The sequence below is a fragment of the Citrobacter sp. Cf088 genome, from assembly GCF_030334295.1.
GTDB lineage: Bacteria > Pseudomonadota > Gammaproteobacteria > Enterobacterales > Enterobacteriaceae > Citrobacter > Citrobacter freundii.
Genome location: NZ_JAOWEE010000052.1, coordinates 13,586 through 32,209, shown reverse-complemented (window position 1 = coordinate 32,209; position 18,624 = coordinate 13,586). Strand labels below are relative to the sequence as shown.

The following is an 18,624-nucleotide window of genomic DNA, read 5'->3' as shown; positions in this document are numbered from 1 at the left end:
AAAACCCGCTGCTGCGGGCCTGGGGGATTACGCGCTTTTACTCTGTGCGACCGTGGTCGCACAGAGTGCAGGACCGGTTAAAACAGCACTTTTGTCCCGAGTACAAGACCTTCCGGATGACGGAAGCCGATATCGTGCTCCGTCACCACACGGATCAACGACTGGTTACGGGAGAACGCGGAAACCAGATTTCCGTCCCCGTCCTGATAGGAGGCTTCCTGCGAGAACGACACCTTCATGTTGCCGTCTTCACCGATAACCACGTCATTAAAGTCAGCGAAGTAAATTTCCGACTCTTTGCCAGCGTCACCGAGGTTTGCCGGGATAGCGCTGGTACGCTGAATCTGAAATCCCTTCAGCATCCCCTGGGCCATTTCCGGGTAGACCTTATTACCGTTACCGTCGCGCAGACCGAACAGTTTCATGTAGGTACGGTTCGACATGCCCCAGCCGCAGCTGATCATGTTGCTGTTCCCGTCCATAGCCATCAGGATAATGTTGTCGAGATAGGTATCAATCGTCTGCAGATTAACCTCTGCAGCAGCTTCCCACGGCAGCAGGCGGTTCCACTCAGTTGCCCGCGCTTTCATACCGACAGGCGTATCACCGGTACCGTCATCGCGCATAAAGGCTTTATCTTCACGAACAGAGATCGCGGTCAGAATATCCTGCAGGACCAGTTGCTCCACGTTGTAGCCAGCACGACCAATCAGTTGGTTGGAGATTGGAACCATTGCAATCATGGTTTTCGCAGTGAGTTTCACATCATCGAAGCGCGCTTCTGATGATTTAGCATCCTTGCCTTCCCCGGTATAGCTCGCCGTCGCACCACCGGCCAGACGCGGCAGCGCCATATTGCCGTTTGGCAGCGGAATGGAGCGCGCGCCCAGCTTACGGACGATGGTGCGATCGCGCAGCAGTTCGATCACCTCGCTGTGGAGATTTTGCGGAATAAGAACGCCACCTGACGCGGCGGCAGTATTGATGGCCATCGAGACAGACTGGTCATTCAGTTCTTCAGCTGCAAATTTCGCAGCGTCCTGGACGTTACCCTGTGCTGCCGCAATCGACATCACCAGACGGGTCATGCCTGCGCCGGTATATTGCTTTGGCTCTGCTTTAACGCTGATACCCGGAGCCTGTTGTGTACCTTTAACCGGTTTGGCAACAAGCGCTGCAGCACGTTCAGCTGCTTCCAGACGCTCCATTTTGGCACTGATATCTGTAAACTGCTGCTGCAGGCTGGCAAATTCGGTTAACTGCTCCGTTGTCAGCGTTCCACCGGTAGTTTCAATCGTGGCCAGGGCCTGTACCTGTCCATTAATACCCGCACGCTGACGACGTAATTCTTCAATCTGTGGCATAGTTTTCTCTCTTTTTGGCATAAAAAAAGCAGCCAACAGGCTGCTTTCTGGTAATGACGCGTTAGCGCCGGGTCACATTCTGGTTTGCAGGTCCATCGCGGCGGCCTGCAACTTTATGGAAGTGGTTTGTTGAGGTTGTTTGTACTTTGCTGCAATGGCATTAATCGCAGACTGAGGATCCGAAACTTCATCGGCAAGACCAGCAGAAATGGAATCAGCGCCGAAATAGATTCCGGCCTGCGTGTTAATCACCCTCTGAGGGGCAAGATTCCGGTATTCCGCTACAGAGGTAATAAACGTCTCGTACATATCGTCAATCATCCTCTGGAACATTCCCCGAGCGTCTTCACTCAGTGGCTCATGTTGTGTACCGTTATTTTTGTTATCTCCCCGAAAAATCGTGGTGAATGTTAACCCCATTTGCTCTTCCATCCTGGAAGTATCCAGGTGTTCCATAATCACTCCAATCGAGCCGACTCCACTGGTCTGGCTGACTACAATTTTGCTGCAGGCCGAAGCGATAAAGTAAGCCGCAGAATAGGCGCTGAAGTTCACAATTGCAGTAATAGGCTTAGTTTGACGTGACTGGAAAATATAATCGGCCAGTTCCTTGCATCCAACCGCCGCACCACCACCAGAATTTATATCCAGCACAATTTCACTGATGGAAGGGTCATTTAATGCAGCATGCACCTGGCTACGTATGCGCTCATAGCTGGTAAGTTCAGAACACATTGCAGTAATTTGCCCACGACGCGGAACCAGAATGCCGTGAACAGGAATAACTGCCATTCCACCAGCTGGTTGAACCAAATCTGGCACCTGATTGTTATCAGGATCCTGCGTCATGTGAATTCCAGCCTCTTCTGATAATCCCTGAATACGGGGAACCAGCACAGCTTTTACAGAATCCATTGTCTGTCGTGTCACGTAATGTGGAACACCAAAGACCATAGCCGCCAGGTGCGGCAGATTAATTAAATTTTTTGTCATGATGTTTACCAGGTCAGCCCGCGCTGCGGGTGATATTCAGTTTCTGGACAGAATAGAGTTGATTTCTGCCAGTTGTTTTGCTGTTGGCGTGTTATCGCCAGGTAAGATTTGTTTACTGTCGACCATATTCAGAGGCGTCAGGTATTTGTCCCCTCCGGCGATGGGTGGAAGGTTCTCCATGCGGCGAATGTCGTTAACCGATAACCAGCCCCACTGGCGGCCTAATGCATAAGATTCATAGCGTGACTTCTGATCACCGCGCAGCAGGCCAGAAACATTGAATTCAATGTACAGATCACCGCGCTCGCTGGGTAAAAGCAGATCGCGCATTAATGCGCCTTCATGACGCTTCAGCCAGGCCAACAGCGTGTACATCACAAACTGCAGCCCCTGGTGCTCAATGTTGTTATTCGTGGCTTTCGCCAGCATCTGCACCATATGAGGCGGGATTTTATAGAGCCGGCACACTTCTTCCACGCCCCATTGTCGGGACTGCAACAGCTGCGCTTTCTCATTATCCTGAGATAACTGCTTGTAACTCATTCCCTCCTGAAGCAATGCAACAGAAAAGGCATTCCTGACGCCGGAATATCTGTCCGTCCACTTTGCCAGTAGTCGGTCGATAGCATCCTGGCTTTTGATTGTCGCGGCTTCTTTTGGGCGCTCAATAACGCCGCTCATCGTACAGCCACGGCGAAAAACTTGAGAAGCATGTTCTTCCACCGCCAGGTTTAACCCAAGAACATCCGCGTTCGTCTGGATTGGAGAACTGCCGATATAACCATCCAGCGAGAAAACCTTCACATGATGCATCATGCGCATTGGCAATGTTTCGCCAATTTCGGGTAGTTCATAATAGGGCATCCCGTCAGGCCCTTTCAGGACAATGACCTTTTTGGGATTAACCGGGATTAATTCGCGGGGATACCCTTTTCCATCCCTGTCGATGATCGAGTAGCAATTCCCCTCCAGCCCAAGCAGGCCCTGCTGCTGCTCAAAGTATTCGAACGAGGTGTCTTTTTTGTTGGGCTGGGAATGAATCAGATCATAAACAGGGTGGTCAGTCGCCCGCTCACGGCCTCCGTTAGCTCCTCGCCTGTAAAGTTCACACGGCAGCTGCGCCACCGATTCTGCCAGAAGCGTTACACATGCCCGGACCGCCGATAACGCCATTGCGGTTTCAGAAGTGATAATGATCCCCGCCTTGCTCTGGCTGGAACTCACACCACCCAGCATCGCCTGCCAGAAACTACCACCAGACTGAGATTTACCCCGAAACATCTGGGGAATGAACATTATTCACCCCCTGATTTAATTACGCTGGCAGACATTGATTTCGCGATTAAAAATGACCACAGCAGGCAGATTGAACCGCCAGTAATAAGCCCGGCTGCAGGTGAAATAAGCCAGGCACCGGCAGACAGTAATGCGGCTCCGGCGAGGCCGATAAAAAAACTTAAAAACGTCATTAGCATGCTACATCTTCCTCGTCGTAAACGGATGAATTACTCGCCCGGCTATTCAACATTGCCCGTCCGATTGCCATAATCAGCGAAACCGCGCCATCGATTTTGTTTTCGTTCTGCTCTTTGATGGGTTTAACCACATCGTCATTACCGGGCAAATACTTCCCGACGACGTTGCTGATACACCAGCTCATAATCGGGTTCCCGTCGTGATGAAAGCGGCCTGACTCAATGGCGGCTTCCAGCTCCTTCGTCGGATCAGACATATTGGTGTAGTTCTGAACGATAGTGATCGGATTAAGGCTTTCATCAGCCAGATCATGTGAAAGCCCCGTCGCGCCGAACGGGTCAATCGGTGACTCACTGACCGGGTTGAGCTTGTTTGCCGCCTTGGCCTCTTCAAGGATGTAGCGGTAATCAACTTCAGCGCCATCAGTAACTGTAAGCAGTCCCATTTCAACCCATTTCTGAAATCGCTCCGCAGTACGACGATCTTCGTTCTTTTCAACGCTGAATACTGCGTCGTAGGGAACCCAGAAGCGGGGAGCAACGCTGTAGTAATGTGTCTTGCCGTCAATTTCCCTGGTGAACAACCGCGCCATACTGTTCATATCCAGCTTGCGCGCCAGGTCGAAAGACAGAACACATGGCTGTCCTTCGAATTGTTCCAGCGTAAGTGTCTTATCCTCGCAGTTCTGCCAGGAAACCAGGTTGTAGAAAGCGGCACGGGCTGCAACCCAGATGTTGAGGTGTTTAGTTTTAAATACACCAGCCTGACGGGCGTTATTAATAGCTCTCTGTTACTGGCTGAGGAGAAAGTCACGATAGACCGACACGCCCATATTCGGGTTAGCTTTTTCCAGCACTTTAGGATCGGTCCAGTCATCCCCCTCGTCGACGGTGTATATCACGCCGAACAATTCCTCATTCGGTACTGTGCCGTTCAGCATCTCAATCACTTCACGCCGTTTGTCGTAGCATGGACCCTCAATGTTGTAACCCGCCGTCGTGATCGCCCACATTAGTGGTTGTCGCCGCGCCCCCATACCCGTCAGCATAGTGGTGTAGAGCGAATCTGTGGGATGTTCGTGGTACTCGTCAACAATCGCACAGTGCGGTGAAGCGCCGTCCCCAGGGTTACCAATCAGCGGCTCAAAACGCGCGCCATCTTCTGGCCGGTTCAGGTTGGACGCATTAACTTCAATCCCGAACGCTTCCACCAGCAGCGGGGTGCGCTTACACATCAGACGAGCTGGTCTGAATACTTCCCACGCCTGTTTTTCAGTTGTGGCCCCGGAATATACTTCAGCGCCAAACTCGTTATCACAGGTAAAACAGTACAGCGCCACACCTGCCGAAATAGCTGATTTCCCATTTTTACGCGGTATCTCCGTGTAAACCTCGCGAAACCGTCGAAGCTTCGACCCTTTCTGGACCCAGCCAAAGGCGCAGCACACAATAAACAGTTGCCATGCCTCCAGAGTGATCGGCATCCGCTTGAATGCCCACTCTCCTTTTGTATGTGGCAACAACTGGATAAATTTCGCGGCCTTTTCTGCCATGTCTTTATCGAAGCGGTAACGAAATTTCTTACTCTTTTCAGCCGCCATGTCATCGATATGACGCTGGCAGGCCTGAATGACAAACTGGCACGCCGGAATTTTCCCCCGCACAACGTTGCGGGCGTATTGATTCGCGGCGTTTACGTTGGGGTACGATTTCCGGCTCATGAGTTGATCATCTTCAGGAATGGGTTAGAGGTTTTCTTCTGTCCGGCAAGGCCGATTAGGCGTTGTCGACTGCTGGGATCAAGGCCAAGCATGGAGCCGGTAGAGCTCATCTTCGATTCCTGCTCTTTCTTTGCGGTTAGCTCAGGGTTTTTTATCTTCCCCCCCATAGCACCAGTGATAGTCAGCCCTTCTCTGGCGATATTTTTAACCGCCCTGCGCCAGAACTCATATGCAACACACCAGCGCTCAAGTACGGCAAGATCGGTAACACACAGTAATCCCTGTCCACATAATTCTTTCGTGGTCAGTTCCCACATGACGGCCGCCATTGGCAGACCATCATCCTCAGAAAACCAGTCAGGTGGTGCCACACCTTTAATCGGTGTGAATACAGGTTCCTCTTTATTCAGGGCTCGTTTGCCGGGGTTCCCTGCCAGCTCCTTGCGCGCCGTTGGCTTGGGGCGACGCCCGGAACGCCCCGCCGTTCCAGCCATAAGCGACACTCCTGGTTAAATTTCATTTTTCGCGGGTATAAAAATACGAGGAAGCGGGCAGTCCTGAAAGGCGAAAGGGGTCAGGGATTTGATCCCCCCTCCCTCTGGCCTGTGTGGGCATCAATCAAGATGGAAATCATCATTCAGGTTGCACCGACGACCGCTGCTCGCATTGTGCGGACAGGCATTAGAGTTATGCCCTGACTGCCCACAATAGCTGCAGCGCAGGTTGGCGCGGCGGGATGAACCACCCCATGTTTTGGGACAGTTCGCGTATGTATGAAGCCGTGAACCGCAGTACGTGCAATAGGTATAACTCATCGGATACGCTCTCTTGCCGTCTTCGCTCTGTGGCATTCCCAGCACAACGACTCAAGATTGGAATCGTCATCAGTACCGTCATGAGCTTTTGGGATGATGTGGTCAACGCTGGTCGCTTTCTTCGCTATCTTCTGCCGGCGATGGTTCTGACACAGGTATTGATCACGCTGTAGGATACGCTCCCGTATGATTTCCCAGGGCCGACCGTATCCACGTTCCTGCCTGCTCTTACCTGCCTGATAGTTACGCCACCCATCACTGGCATGCTGCTTTCGGTGTTGTTCACAATACCCACTGGCATCGTTGGTGATTTCCGCACATCCCTTGTGCCGGCATGGACGTTTAGCACGTGGTGGCATCAGTATCGTCCTGTCTGTTGGATATAATTTTTGTAGTACGCGGAAAGTAAAACAGAAATGGCAACTAGCGGAGAATATTCATAAATAGCAAGAACTCGTGCGGTCGCCGCCCCGTAACTGTCCGGATCGTCGAAAAGCCCCCATTAAATGATAATAAGATTCAATATCATTTGAATCCCCATCGACTGAACTGACGTCAGATGACTCCACCAAGAGAGCACTCCTGCACAATGGCGTTGCTGATGTGGGCAGTCAGTTCATCCATCGCTTTCTTGTCTGCTGCTACTAGCTCTGCGACATCTACCAAAAAGCCACCCGAAGGTGGCCTTTGTGGTGGCAACAAAACCGAAGGAAGGCGACAATACCTACCTCTTCGCTATTTCAGCTTGAATGGCATCCGCCAGCGGTCCAAGGTGTTCTATGGCTTTCCTTAGTTCGTAATCAACATCTTTATTGTGTGTTGATGCAGAGATTGCGGACTGGATGACTTCCAAGGCAGCCTTAACAATTTCAGCTCGGTTGCGCTCTTCTTTTGTCGCGTAAGCGTAATTTTCAAACATGTTAATCTCCGTATATACCATGCGCTTCATGGTATTTTTAATATCGGTGTTTAATTTGAAATTTCAACACGATGAGCTGTTTAAACTCTCAAATTGTGACTCTGTTCTACTACGTTCTATTTCCCGAATTCCAGCTAGTTGGTTATTCGCTTTTTCAATAGCGGCCAGCAATGGCTCAATCCAGAGAACAGTCTGACAATACGTCAGCGACTGGTGGTAATGGCGCTATCTCCGGCTGCGTCAGCGTTCCCGAAATCGGGGGTGGGGTGGCCATGAAAATGAGATCTATTTTCAATTAGTTCTGTAAGGGTGAAAAATGCAATAAAAAACCGCCCGGAGGCGGCTATGTTATTTTTTAGTAACTGTATATCGTATGGCCGTAGTCGTCATACGGCTGGCTGTGATGAATATTTTATATTTTATTTTTTCTGCCTCAAAGAAATCTTTTAAGAGCTTATAGTAACGTTTAGTTATCTCTGCCCCTCTGATTTTTATATCTCCTTGAGTAAGCTCCTCACCTTCGTAAGTAATTTCAGCTTTTCTTTTCCCTAAGTAAACATTTTCGGGAAGCTCGTTACCATCGAAATCCTTCTTAAGTCCATTTTTTTCAAGTAGCTCGGAAACCTCACTATAGATGTTCGACTTATCACCGACCGTAATATCGAAGGTAACCATTACATAATATGAAACTGTGGTTTTTTTTGACATTCACTATTTCTCCATTGAAGTGAAGAAATAGTATCGGCAAATCTAAAAAAATATTTATTAACTAAGATCAGACATCCTACATTCGACTTGATGCTTCTCTCGCCAGAAGACTTAATCTGCACTATTCGCGGAATTCCTGTTGTTTGAGCTTCTAACTGACTCATAAATCTTCTCGCATGTCATTCCAGCTCGGTAGCTTTCGTCAGATCGCTCAGCATAATATCGAGCTTCTTCTGCAAGGCGTCCGAGCATGTCGGCGAGCACTGCGGCGTCGGCTCCGGCTGTTTTGCTTCTGACGGCAGCGGCAAGATCTGCGGTGTGCTTTGCGGCGCCCAGACGGGCGGCAAGCTTTGTTGCTTCTGTGCGCAGCTGGCTAACAGTGGCAGACAGACCAGCAGCAGTGGCAGCAGATTTAGCGGCTTTCGCTTGTGCATCTTTAACAGCCTCATCACGGGCAATAATGCGCCCTTGTTCAATCATGCGTGCTGCGGTCTGTGCGTTCGCTGTTTGCGATGATTCCACGCTGTCACGCTCGGCCCACTTCTTTTCCCAACCGCGGCTGCTCCATACACTACCCGCGATGAATGCGACTGCCACAAGCAGCGAAATAGCAATGAACTGATAGCGTAGGCTCACTGGTCTATCCCCCAGCACGTCAGCGCGCTTTCCTGATCTCGTCGCTCTACCTGCCCATAGCAGCCATTTTTCTGGCCTTTGGTCAGGCGACAATCGCGGCCACCGTCTTTAATCCACCAGCGGATCGCTTCACAGGCGCCTTTACGGTCGCCAGAATTTATTCGCTTATAGAACGTAGACGGGAAACATTTTCCGGGGCCGATGTTATATGGGCAGAAAGATGCGATCCCGGCTTTCTGTGGTTCGGTCAGTGGTACCTTGATATTTCGCTCAACCCACGCCAGCCCCTTGTCGCGTTCAATGGCATTTACCTGGGCGCATTTCTCAGCAGACAGCTTCATGCCCTGCACAACTGGCTTCCCATCAACCAACGTGGCGCCACGACAAATAGTCCAGATTCCGCCACCGTCGCGATACGCCGTCAGGCTGTTACCCTCTTTCTCATCCAGAAACTGATCGAGAATAACGGGCGCGGAAGCCCCCGCAAGAATCAGACCAACGACCGCTGCGCTCAGTTTATTCTTCAGCTTTGGTGACATTGCCATTAAGCCGGTCCTCCCTTTCCTTTTGCCGGTAATACCAGTTCACTGCACAGGTGATAACGGTGCAGGCGATACCGACAATAATTGCCCAGTCGCTCAGGCTTAACCCTGCAATTCTGTCGGCCAACATCCAGGACACCTCTTTTGCTGTTTTAGCTGTTTCGGCGTATGCCTTCGCTGATACACCGCAGCCGGTCAGCGTGGTTCCTGTTCCATATGAAAGTCTGCTGTAAATGGTGCTCATTCTGGTCATAGCCCTACCTCCGATTTTTCGGATGGTGTTGTGTGTGATTAAAGGGGCAGGCTTCACGGGCTGGATTTATCAACAAAGCACGTAGCGGATGATTCCCGTGAGCCTGAAATGAAAAAGGCCGCCATGCGGCAGCCTCGAAGTAAGTACGGTTGTTTACATTGGTGGAGTGAGGGGACCTTCTAGTACCTCTGATTCACCGTTATGGCAACCTGGATAGCGCAAACCCTTGCTGATACTTTGGCTTGAAGTAAGGTTTTATGTCCTTGGTGATGTGACTAACCTTAACAGGTTATGAGATTTTTTGCGTACGCGTTAGTAGTTTTGTAAGATAACAACACTTGGGATCAACACAGCAAAATTGAAAAATGGATAAGTTTTCTAAACTCAAAAAAGTTATGGCCTCACAAGATATTGAGCCATTCATTAGGCATATTCGCTTTCCTTTTTTTAAAAATCTAACGGAAGGATGTAAGATAGATTTTAACTATCCGATCACAGCTTTGGTTGGCCAAAATGGAACCAACAAAAGTTCTGTGTTAAGAGCCCTTTTTGGCTCACCTAATAACTATTCATTAGGCAGTCTATGGTTTTCTACAGATGTTGATGAAATAAAAGATGGTGGGCGCTCACGCTTCATTTATGGGTATTTCGACAAGCCTACAAAATCAATTGTTGAAGTAATCAAAACACGTATATCTAAAGAAAATGATCCTGATTACTGGGAACCATCCAGACCAATAAGATCTGACGATATGGCAGCAATGCCAGATAAAATACTATCCCCTAACCAATTGAAAACAAGATGGAAAGCAATTGAAAAGAATGTTATCTATTTAGATTTTCGAGCAACCATAAGCGCATTTGACAAATTCTTTTATCATTCTGATTTTCACACATATCCTAAAAAAGATTACCTCAGAAAGCGCAGTCAGATGCTAAAAGAGATTATTGATAATAATCTCAAGGAATTTAGACCCCATAAAGGAAAAAAAGATAAATTATTCACCAACACTTTATTAGAAAAAAATAAAGTTGAAACCATCAGTAAAATTCTCGGAAGAACATATAAGAGCATTCGATTGATTGAACACTCTTTATTTACAAACGACAGAGCCCCAACAATTATCCTTCAATCAGAAAATTTAAAATATTCAGAAGCGTTTGCAGGAAGTGGGGAATTTGCGGTATCCATCCTCGTGCATAAACTAATGGATTGTCAGAAAGCATCATTAATCCTTTTAGACGAACCTGAAGTATCTCTTCATCCCGCAGCACAGTGTAATTTAATGGAATTTTTATGTGAAGAAGCATTGAAAAACAAACACCAGATTGTTATCTCCACTCATTCCTCATCAATTGTCAAAGATTTACCCAAAGAAGCAATAAAATTATTTTGTTTAAACGATAAAATCGGAAAAGTAGATGTACTCCAAAATGTAAGTCCTGAAGAATCTTTTTTTATTCTTGGCGAACGCATTGAGAAAAAAACAGTTATTGTGGAAGACCGTTTAGCTAAGAAATTTGTTGAAAAAGCTCTTAAAATAGGTGGAGAAGCATTATTCAACTCATTCGAAGTTAAGCATTGCCCAGGAGGAGTAGGAAGCATTTATCAAAATTTGGCCGTACCTTTATGCGTTGCAAATGTGAAAAACGTAGTTTTCCTGCTTGACGGAGACCAACATGTCACTGATGAGTATCCAACATCTGACTCCATACCAGAAAAGGATAACGCCAAATTACAAGCAATCATAAAAACAACGATAAATCAAGATATTAAATTCAATTGTGATGGTTCAAATGGTGTAGCTAATAATAATCAAAAGTATAAAATGCAAAAAGATTTTATTGATTTTATACATGATAAAATTGGTTTTCTTCCTGTTTACACTCCCGAATTGTTCATTATTGAAAATACCCATGGTGATTATAAAGAGTATAGAAACTCAGTACCTCAAGGTATTAATGATCCAAAACTGATAACAATGGAAATTTGCAAATTAGATACAGGGGAAGAAAACGTAACTGGAGATGATATATTTGAAACTCAAATTAGAATATTAAACAAAATTCCTAGTGAGCATGAAGCTTTCACAAAAACACGGGAAATGCTGCAAATCTTCTTAGATAATGATACTATTAGGCCAAGAGTGAGGTAGGCCATGACTAAGAAGATACATGTATATGATTTTTTCTCCGGGTGCGGCGGCACAAGTGCAGGCCTAAAAGCAACCGGTATGGACATTGTTTTTGGTTTAGACATTGATCTCGACTCGTCTAACACTTTCAAGAAAAACAACCCGTTAGCGACTTTCATAAATGGTGATATAAAGGAAACAAGTGTAGAAGTAATTCAGCACTTAATTTTGATGTCACAAAAGAGTAAAGCCTATACTCTATTTTGCGGCTGTGCGCCATGCCAACCATTTTCCAAGCAAAACAAATTACGTAATGAAGATGATCCTCGAAAAGATCTCTTAATTGAATTCGCCCGCTTCGTATCACATTATAATCCTGATTTCGTACTAATCGAAAATGTCCCAGGAATTCAAAATGTAGATATTAATAACGGCAGTTTTCAGAGATTTCTAGAATCCCTTGATTGTCATGGCTACAACTATGATTTCGGGGTTATTCCTGCCTTATGGTTTGGCGTACCCCAAACACGTGAGCGTTTCGTTCTTCTTGCTTCGAAGCATACGGCGATACAGTTACCATCTAAAACGCATGATGGTTTGGACACTCCATTTTCCACTGTAAGGGATTGGATTGGCACTTTACCACCTATTGCCGCTGGAGAGACTCATAAAGAAGTTAGCGATCATACTGCAGCCAAGCTATCTGAACTAAACATAAAACGTATACAGGCTACACCAGAAGGTAAAGGCCGAGAGTCCTGGCCTGAGGAGCTAATCCTTGAATGCCACAAAAAATACAAAGGCCATACAGATGTTTATGGCCGTTTAGCATGGGATAAGCCTGCAAGTGGTTTAACTACTAGATGCATAAGCTATTCCAATGGCCGTTTTGGCCATCCAGAACAAGACAGAGCAATCTCTCTTAGAGAAGCTGCTTTGCTACAAACATTTCCACTTGATTATTTATTCACCGGTTCTCTCGTATCTAAAGCAAAACAAATTGGAAATGCAGTGCCTCCTAAAATGGCAGAAGCACTTGGAAGAGCAATTCTTTCATCTCTTTAAGCGAAGCCCCTTAAGGGGCTTCGCTTAACATTGCCATCACTCCCGCCACAAAACCTAATGCATCCTGCAAACATTTTCGGATTGTGCCATCTGAACACTTACGCTTCTTCGCAATGGTGCGTAATGAAATACCAATAACGTAATGTGCGATAATCAATTCATACTCTTCTGGCTTGTACTTCCGTAATCTAGACACGCAGCCATCAATTAAAATACCTTCATCATCGTTACATTGAATTCGTAACTTTTTGCCATGTGGAAGTAATCCTTTAAATCCTGCAGCAATTGGTTGCCAGTCCACACCGCTACTGTCAGCTGCAGCCCATGCCCCCCAACGATCCATCACGTCATACATATCACGCATCAAACATCTCCTTACGCCAGAACGCCGAGCCCATAAGCCCGGTCCAGCACTCTGATAATCATTACCGGCTGAGGAACATGTTTTTGCTCAAACTTCACCGGGTCGTTATGTAGTTCTGTATGGCACTGACGACACAGGGGGATCGCGAAAATATCATGCGCCCTCGTTGCCATCCCTCCCTGCCCCCAGCCAATTAAATGGTGTGGGTCATCGGATGGTTTGCCGCAGCATTCGCAGGGCTGTGTTTTAATCCATTCAAGATATCCGGGGGCCGTCCAGCGGATACGCTTTGGACGCTTCATATAGGTTTGCGGTGACTCAGGATCGACCAGAACACCAACTATGGGCTTAACCGCAGGCACCTGCGCTGGTGGCATGTTCACAGTTACTGTGCTGGCTTTGGCTGTAATGATGCTGGTGGCGGTTACACCCGGTTCGATATCGCATTCACGCATGACTGACTGATGTTCTTCCGAAGGAATACGAAGCGCCCGACTGGCTACTGATTCGGGAAGTGCGTCGGTAACTCCCATGCGCACCGCCCACCAGCAAAGCTCCGCCAGTGACAGTTCTCTGGAAGGATCCTGATTCAGCGCTACCATGATGCTGTTGATAATCCAGCTAATAACATTACATCTCGCCAGCTCTGCAAGTTGTTCGCTGTAGTGGTCACGCAAATGGTTATCACAATGCCCACACAGGAGAACCGATCCGGGTTCATGACGAAGAGTAGTTAACTCGTGATAATGGTAATCGCTGTGTGGCCACTGGCAGCAGTTACCGCCATAACGCATAAGCCAGTAATCAAGACCACCAAATCCACCAGCAGCCTTTATAACCTTTTCATCCAGGAAGAAGGGCCACAGGGAGTGGTCACTGGCAAGCGGCTGTCGAACGTCAGGAACATGGCCGGTAGGCAACCGTTCCATGCCTGCCGGCTGGCTTTCCACCAGCACACGCTCACAGCTGAATAATGGCATCAGCTCGCTGCCCGGCTTGAGCAGCACAATTCCAAGCTCACGCGCAACCACCGGCTTCAGCAGCGCCCTCATTCTGCAATCTCCCCGATAATTATTTGTCCCTTCTCTCCCCATAATTTTGTGACGCGTGAATCCCAGATGTGAGCGTCATCTTCGTAAATAGCATCCATGAGGGCTTTCATCATGTTGTCGAAATCAGGTTTAGCCTGGTGTGGTTTACCGTTGAACTCAGCCCGTTTCTTTTTGCTCCAGCTCGCTGGCATCGGAAGAATGAAGGTGACATGCGACCCGCTTTCCGCCAGCTCAACACACTGCAAACGAACTTCATCACAGAAAGCCCGGTAACGCAGAACCTCGGGGCGCTTTTTCCATTTGTCAGCGCGCGTCATTCTTGGCTTGCCCATTGGGGTGATATCGTAGACTTTCACATTCACCTCCAGATCCGTTGTTGCCAGGTTCTGTCCTGACGAGGAGGCTTAGATACTTCCGGCAAGAACGCGCTGATCGTCCAGTGAATGAAGTCATTATCCAGACTACGCTCTGTCTTAATCTGCTTTGCGCGATAGCGGGCTTCCAGTTCGTCAGCCTGCTCAGTGGTGAGTTGGGTATGTTGAAACCAGCTTTTCTTCATAGCGCACCTCTGGATGCGGCAAAAAGAAAAACGCTGGCGTTGGTTAACGTCAGTATGTGGGATTGCTTGAATTGATCTTGCGCCATGGGGCTTTTCTCCTGTGGCGCAGCAGGTATAGGTTGTTCAGGCCTATACCTTATTATCTAATAAAACTTTGTTACATGCCAACTAAGTTTTGTCAGCTAATATTGTTTTCAATATGCTTTTAAGATTTTTTAAAACAGTACGTTATGTCAACCCAATTTCGTTCATCGTGATCAACTAAAGTGACTCTATGTTCAAAACTAGAGGATATAGCATCGATTACTGTTCGAGAAGGATGACCATGAGAATGGCCATCAGACTGAGCAATAAACAAAACATTACTGAAATCAGTAATCATTCGTCTGTTAAAATTCAACTCGGAACCATGGTGAGGTAATGTCATTACTTTTACAGTACTAATAACTTCCGAATAGAACTTACTCCATTGAGAGTAATAGAGTTTGCTACTAAGTTTTGAGTCTCCTGTTAACAAGACTGAATAATTTCCCGAATACTCTAACATATTAAATCTATTGTTATGTCTCCGATTGAAAAGGCTTGACTCATGATGATGATCGTATATTACGTTTATATCAGCCTTTGCATTATTTATCACCAAGAGGTTAACTGATATAATATTATGGTCACTAGCAAGCTTCAAATAGCACTCACGTAATTTCTTTCTTTCGTCCGGCCTAGATAATAATTTAATTATTTTTTGCCTCGTTAACCCAGTAAAACCATTGTCAATTAAGTGTTTGCTAAATATTTCAATCTTCGCGCGTGAACGGGCAGGAATCCAAGAAACAAAAGACATTAGTACATTTTTTGCACTTGTACTTATTCTCTTTGCCAGCCAGCGATTACATTCAACCTCACCTTTAGCATCAGAGATTTTAATAGGTGAACTTGACCCACTATCCCACCTGACATCATTATTAAATACAGGAGGGTCAAAATTATCATCAATATCGCTAGGATAAAGCAATGAGATTTCCACTTCAGGCAATCTTGACTTTACCCATTTCACTGGATCAATAAGAAATTCCAAAAACAGGCCAGATGTTGAATTAGAACAAAGTTCTGATGCAACCAAATAATAACTTTCATGAATATCTAAGTAAGGTAAAACCACTTTTCGTATTCTATTATCAACAAGCTGACACAGTTGATCAAAACCATTAATATGATCTGAATCCAAATGTGAGATATAAACTGTATCGATATATTCTTCATCAATGCTAAAGAGAGATCTGGCCACATCCATCTCTCTACGTAATGCATTTAATTGATCACTCCCACAGTCATACACATAACTGTAAAGCATCTTACCATCACCATCCTTTAGAGCTCCTAAACTAAATCCTCCCTGACCAACCGGGAACAGCCTCTTATGAAAGATCTCTCCACTCATACATCACCCTCAAAGTGCTTAATGCCATTAAAAAACTGCCCTAAAGTTAAATTTCAAGACAATTTATACCAATGAAAAAATCAATAAGGACACACCTTGAGTTACAGAAAGTTATATGTCAACGACCATTTATAGGCGTAGAACGCAGAACCTCGGGTCGCTTTTTCCATTTGTCAGCGCGCGTCATTCTGGGCTTCCCCATTGGGGTGATATCGTAGACTTTCACATTCACCTCCAGATCCGTTGTTGCCAGGTTCTCTCCTGACGCGGAGGCTTCGATGCTTCTGGCAAGAACGCGCTGATCGTCCAGTGAATGAAGTCATTATCCAGGTCTTTATCTGCTTTGCGCGATAGCGGGCTTCCAGTTCGTCAGCCTGCTCAGTGGTGAGTTGGGTATGTTGAAACCAGCTTTTCTTCATAACGCACCTCTGGATGCGGCAAAAAGAAAATCGCTGGCGTTGGTTAACGTCAGTGAATGGGTATTTTGGATTTGATTTTGCGCCATGGTTTATCTCCAGTGGCGCAGCAGGTAAAGGTTGTTCAGGCCTATGACGAGAGTCTATCAGAATTTTGCGTGACACGATAACCCGCTCTTTTTAGCATTTCTGTAAAGAGGGTTGGTGTACCAATAATCTCATCGTCCTGGAGCGGTACAAACGAAGCAACATCTCCGCGCCGGTACATAAGAGCCCGGGTACATTCCGGAAATGAAGGCAGTCTGGCCACGATGACACCATCATGGCATCGGATGACTACGTAACCTTTTTGCGAAACACTGTTGATCATTACCACTGCAAATCCCCTTTCTAATGCCTGTCCATTTATTCATTACTGTGGCTTGGTAAAACCAGCCTCTGGCGTCTCACCGCTTCCTGTAGGATTTGCACTACAACTACTCAGATAACGAACGGAGGTAAAAGAACAACAAGTAACGTTCTGTCTCAGCTTACATACTGATTTTTTGGCCAGTTTTTTTTGATGATCACCGGTTACCTCTATCTTCATAACCCTTCCCTATTATACTGTATAAACACACAGTATTATCTCCCCATCATTTTCTGATTGCAACAATTTAGCAGCACATTTTGTTAAAAATCATTTTTCTACCATTCTGTCACCTGTTTCAAAAAGTCATCCCAACCTGTTAATAGATAAGGGTTTAATCCTTTCCCATCTGAAGGTCTTTTTACATCGCACCTACCAAAAATGATAAGCATTCGTAATTGACTGTAATTCTGACGTTAAGCAATAATCCACGAGCTGTATGTTTATACAGTCATTTGCAAATTTTGTTTTTTAAACGTCAAAGAGGAATTTTTATGTCTGGAAATGGTGGCGATAACGCGCACAACAATGCTTTTGGCGGTGGTGGTCGTGGACCGACTGGTGGTGTAAACGGTACTTCTGGCAAAGGAGGTCCAACAGGAAATGGACCTGGTGGGCGCCTGCCAAGCGGCGGTATAAATGGATCTGGCAATGGTGCAAATGTTGGCCATGGCGGTTCCATGACAGTTGATCTGGGTAATGGTATCACTGCGACTTTTGATGGTGTTCATGCACTTGAACCCGGTAAAGACAGCGGCGTACCATGGGGTGGCAACAACGGTAATGGTGGGAATAATAACGGTGGTGGTAACGCCTCCTCCGGTACCGGGACAGCACCAACTCCGGGCCCGTCTCCTCTACAGATCTCTCAGCAAGCACTGAATCTTGCCGTTGATAATTTCAACAAGGCGCAAGCAGAAGTAACTAAAAACCAGAAACGCCTCAATGAAGCAACAGTCGCCCTGCAGCGTGCAGAAAAGGAACTGGATCTTTTTTATGAACTGGAAATCTTTGATCCGACTGACCCTGTCTGGTACCGCACACAGGAGAATCAGAAAAAAAGAGATGTTGAGCGTAAAAAGTCCGACAAATCTGCCGCACAGAATGCTTTAAATACCGCGAACCAGATCCTTAACCGGGACGCCGAGAAGAAAAAGCAGGCTGAAGAAGAACAATCTCGGGTTGTTGATTCTGTGAAACTCGTCAGCGATTTTTATGGTGACGTAACTGAAAAGTTAGGTGCAAAAAACGCGTCCCTTGCAAAAGAACTGGCAGAATCAGCCAAGGGGAAAAAACTTCGAAACGTCAATGAAGCGCTGGCCGCTTTCGAAAAACATAAGAGCGCCATCAACAGTAAATTCAGCGTGCAGGATCGTGAAGCTATCGCAAAAGCTATCGAGTCAGTAAATAAAGATGCCCTGGCTAAAAATCTTCAGAAATTTAGCAAGGCCTTTGGCATTACCAGTCAGGTAATTGACTATTCTCAGTTAGCTAATGCTATTGCAAAAGGTATCCGAACTGGGGAATGGAAAGACGCGATGTTGAAAATCGAGAGCATGGCGGTTGGGAAAGCAGCCTCTATGGCTGTTGCTTTCACATTTAGTTTCCTGACCGTTACACCTCTTGGCATCGCTGTGTTTGCGCTTCTTATGACGGTGACTGGAGCGTTAATTAATGAAAGAATGATGGAGAAAATGAACAAACAACTGTTCAATATTTAATTGATCAGGCGGTCAGCTATGGCCGCCTTTTTTAAGAAG

At 46.5% G+C, this 18,624-nt stretch carries 19 protein-coding genes and 3 pseudogenes; 3 read left to right on the top strand and 19 right to left on the bottom strand.

What is annotated here, in order from left to right; translation table 11 throughout:
* Positions 1-77: 77 nt before the first annotated feature.
* The 13 genes and pseudogenes from OGV71_RS11265 to OGV71_RS11205 form a co-directional block, all read right to left on the bottom strand.
* A complete protein-coding gene (locus OGV71_RS11265; RefSeq protein WP_286533214.1) occupies positions 78-1,364 on the bottom strand; it encodes a phage major capsid protein in 1,287 nt (428 codons plus the stop codon).
* A gap of 72 nt (positions 1,365-1,436) precedes the next feature.
* Positions 1,437-2,357, bottom strand: coding sequence for a S49 family peptidase (locus OGV71_RS11260; RefSeq protein ID WP_286533212.1), 921 nt, complete (start codon positions 2,355-2,357; stop codon positions 1,437-1,439).
* A gap of 36 nt (positions 2,358-2,393) precedes the next feature.
* Complete coding sequence (locus OGV71_RS11255; protein WP_286533210.1) at positions 2,394-3,653, bottom strand: phage portal protein; 1,260 nt, start codon at positions 3,651-3,653, stop codon at positions 2,394-2,396.
* Positions 3,653-3,832 (bottom strand): hypothetical protein, encoded by a 180-nt coding sequence (locus tag OGV71_RS11250; protein ID WP_003832363.1) that lies wholly within the window; start codon positions 3,830-3,832, stop codon positions 3,653-3,655. The genes OGV71_RS11255 and OGV71_RS11250 overlap by 1 nt, the downstream gene beginning before the upstream one ends.
* Positions 3,826-5,553: pseudogene (locus OGV71_RS11245) on the bottom strand (terminase large subunit). The gene OGV71_RS11250 and the pseudogene OGV71_RS11245 overlap by 7 nt, the downstream one beginning before the upstream one ends.
* On the bottom strand, positions 5,550-6,047 hold the full coding sequence (locus tag OGV71_RS11240; protein ID WP_286533208.1) for a phage terminase small subunit P27 family: 498 nt from the start codon (positions 6,045-6,047) through the stop codon (positions 5,550-5,552). The pseudogene OGV71_RS11245 and the gene OGV71_RS11240 overlap by 4 nt, the downstream one beginning before the upstream one ends.
* A 317-nt stretch (positions 6,048-6,364) precedes the next feature.
* Positions 6,365-6,727 carry an HNH endonuclease gene (locus OGV71_RS11235; RefSeq protein ID WP_200048539.1) on the bottom strand — a complete coding sequence of 121 codons (363 nt, stop codon included), beginning with the start codon at positions 6,725-6,727 and terminating at the stop codon, positions 6,365-6,367.
* A 365-nt stretch (positions 6,728-7,092) separates the two neighbouring features.
* Complete coding sequence (locus tag OGV71_RS11230; RefSeq protein WP_200048540.1) at positions 7,093-7,287, bottom strand: hypothetical protein; 195 nt, start codon at positions 7,285-7,287, stop codon at positions 7,093-7,095.
* A gap of 63 nt (positions 7,288-7,350) precedes the next feature.
* Positions 7,351-7,544: pseudogene (locus OGV71_RS11225) on the bottom strand (hypothetical protein); the annotation flags it as partial.
* A 91-nt stretch (positions 7,545-7,635) separates the two neighbouring features.
* Entirely contained in the window at positions 7,636-7,995 is a 360-nt protein-coding gene (locus OGV71_RS11220; protein WP_286533204.1) for a hypothetical protein, read from the bottom strand.
* A gap of 111 nt (positions 7,996-8,106) precedes the next feature.
* Positions 8,107-8,631, bottom strand: a complete 525-nt coding sequence (locus OGV71_RS11215) for a DUF2514 domain-containing protein (RefSeq protein WP_200048541.1) — start codon at positions 8,629-8,631, stop codon at positions 8,107-8,109.
* Entirely contained in the window at positions 8,628-9,176 is a 549-nt protein-coding gene (locus OGV71_RS11210; RefSeq protein ID WP_286533202.1) for a lysozyme, read from the bottom strand. The genes OGV71_RS11215 and OGV71_RS11210 overlap by 4 nt, the downstream gene beginning before the upstream one ends.
* A complete protein-coding gene (locus OGV71_RS11205; protein WP_016150496.1) occupies positions 9,148-9,426 on the bottom strand; it encodes a phage holin in 279 nt (92 codons plus the stop codon). The genes OGV71_RS11210 and OGV71_RS11205 overlap by 29 nt, the downstream gene beginning before the upstream one ends.
* A gap of 365 nt (positions 9,427-9,791) precedes the next feature.
* Here OGV71_RS11205 and OGV71_RS11200 point away from each other — a divergent pair, with 365 nt between their 5' ends.
* Entirely contained in the window at positions 9,792-11,582 is a 1,791-nt protein-coding gene (locus OGV71_RS11200; protein WP_286533201.1) for an ATP-dependent nuclease, read from the top strand.
* Positions 11,583-11,585: 3 nt separating this feature from the next.
* On the top strand, positions 11,586-12,626 hold the full coding sequence (locus OGV71_RS11195) for a DNA cytosine methyltransferase (protein ID WP_286533198.1): 1,041 nt from the start codon (positions 11,586-11,588) through the stop codon (positions 12,624-12,626).
* 10 nt (positions 12,627-12,636) lie between these two features.
* Here the strand turns inward: OGV71_RS11195 and OGV71_RS11190 are convergent, their stop codons facing one another.
* The 6 genes and pseudogenes from OGV71_RS11190 to OGV71_RS11165 form a co-directional block, all read right to left on the bottom strand.
* Complete coding sequence (locus tag OGV71_RS11190) at positions 12,637-12,990, bottom strand: antiterminator Q family protein (protein ID WP_220771406.1); 354 nt, start codon at positions 12,988-12,990, stop codon at positions 12,637-12,639.
* A gap of 11 nt (positions 12,991-13,001) precedes the next feature.
* The gene (locus OGV71_RS11185; protein ID WP_286533195.1) at positions 13,002-14,042 is read right to left on the bottom strand and encodes a DUF968 domain-containing protein; all 1,041 of its coding nucleotides are present in this window, start codon (positions 14,040-14,042) and stop codon (positions 13,002-13,004) included.
* Positions 14,039-14,398, bottom strand: coding sequence for a RusA family crossover junction endodeoxyribonuclease (locus tag OGV71_RS11180; protein WP_032943869.1), 360 nt, complete (start codon positions 14,396-14,398; stop codon positions 14,039-14,041). The genes OGV71_RS11185 and OGV71_RS11180 overlap by 4 nt, the downstream gene beginning before the upstream one ends.
* Before the next feature lie 2 nt (positions 14,399-14,400).
* Positions 14,401-14,601 (bottom strand): hypothetical protein, encoded by a 201-nt coding sequence (locus tag OGV71_RS11175; RefSeq protein ID WP_048235144.1) that lies wholly within the window; start codon positions 14,599-14,601, stop codon positions 14,401-14,403.
* 205 nt (positions 14,602-14,806) lie between these two features.
* Complete coding sequence (locus tag OGV71_RS11170) at positions 14,807-16,039, bottom strand: ComEC/Rec2 family competence protein (RefSeq protein ID WP_286533193.1); 1,233 nt, start codon at positions 16,037-16,039, stop codon at positions 14,807-14,809.
* Between the two features lie 142 nt (positions 16,040-16,181).
* Positions 16,182-16,265, bottom strand: a pseudogene (locus tag OGV71_RS11165) (RusA family crossover junction endodeoxyribonuclease); the annotation flags it as partial.
* Positions 16,266-17,358: 1,093 nt separating this feature from the next.
* On the opposite strand from OGV71_RS11165, the gene OGV71_RS11155 reads away from it, so the two are divergent.
* Positions 17,359-18,585 (top strand): colicin-like pore-forming protein, encoded by a 1,227-nt coding sequence (locus OGV71_RS11155; RefSeq protein ID WP_101739827.1) that lies wholly within the window; start codon positions 17,359-17,361, stop codon positions 18,583-18,585.
* Positions 18,586-18,624 lie beyond the last annotated feature (39 nt).

What these genes read in the sequence shown, in the direction of transcription:
- OGV71_RS11255 (WP_286533210.1), bottom strand. Translation starts at nt 3,653, where the DNA reads ATGTTCATTCCCCAGATGTTTCGGGGTAAATCTCAGTCTGGTGGTAGT.
- OGV71_RS11210 (WP_286533202.1), bottom strand. Translation starts at nt 9,176, where the DNA reads ATGGCAATGTCACCAAAGCTGAAGAATAAACTGAGCGCAGCGGTCGTT.
- OGV71_RS11230 (WP_200048540.1), bottom strand. Translation starts at nt 7,287, where the DNA reads ATGTTTGAAAATTACGCTTACGCGACAAAAGAAGAGCGCAACCGAGCT.
- OGV71_RS11250 (WP_003832363.1), bottom strand. Translation starts at nt 3,832, where the DNA reads ATGCTAATGACGTTTTTAAGTTTTTTTATCGGCCTCGCCGGAGCCGCA.
- OGV71_RS11190 (WP_220771406.1), bottom strand. Translation starts at nt 12,990, where the DNA reads ATGCGTGATATGTATGACGTGATGGATCGTTGGGGGGCATGGGCTGCA.
- OGV71_RS11170 (WP_286533193.1), bottom strand. Translation starts at nt 16,039, where the DNA reads ATGAGTGGAGAGATCTTTCATAAGAGGCTGTTCCCGGTTGGTCAGGGA.
- OGV71_RS11220 (WP_286533204.1), bottom strand. Translation starts at nt 7,995, where the DNA reads ATGTCAAAAAAAACCACAGTTTCATATTATGTAATGGTTACCTTCGAT.
- OGV71_RS11265 (WP_286533214.1), bottom strand. Translation starts at nt 1,364, where the DNA reads ATGCCACAGATTGAAGAATTACGTCGTCAGCGTGCGGGTATTAATGGA.
- OGV71_RS11175 (WP_048235144.1), bottom strand. Translation starts at nt 14,601, where the DNA reads ATGAAGAAAAGCTGGTTTCAACATACCCAACTCACCACTGAGCAGGCT.
- OGV71_RS11195 (WP_286533198.1), top strand. Translation starts at nt 11,586, where the DNA reads ATGACTAAGAAGATACATGTATATGATTTTTTCTCCGGGTGCGGCGGC.
- OGV71_RS11185 (WP_286533195.1), bottom strand. Translation starts at nt 14,042, where the DNA reads ATGAGGGCGCTGCTGAAGCCGGTGGTTGCGCGTGAGCTTGGAATTGTG.
- OGV71_RS11235 (WP_200048539.1), bottom strand. Translation starts at nt 6,727, where the DNA reads ATGCCACCACGTGCTAAACGTCCATGCCGGCACAAGGGATGTGCGGAA.
- OGV71_RS11200 (WP_286533201.1), top strand. Translation starts at nt 9,792, where the DNA reads ATGGATAAGTTTTCTAAACTCAAAAAAGTTATGGCCTCACAAGATATT.
- OGV71_RS11205 (WP_016150496.1), bottom strand. Translation starts at nt 9,426, where the DNA reads ATGACCAGAATGAGCACCATTTACAGCAGACTTTCATATGGAACAGGA.
- OGV71_RS11260 (WP_286533212.1), bottom strand. Translation starts at nt 2,357, where the DNA reads ATGACAAAAAATTTAATTAATCTGCCGCACCTGGCGGCTATGGTCTTT.
- OGV71_RS11155 (WP_101739827.1), top strand. Translation starts at nt 17,359, where the DNA reads ATGTCTGGAAATGGTGGCGATAACGCGCACAACAATGCTTTTGGCGGT.
- OGV71_RS11240 (WP_286533208.1), bottom strand. Translation starts at nt 6,047, where the DNA reads ATGGCTGGAACGGCGGGGCGTTCCGGGCGTCGCCCCAAGCCAACGGCG.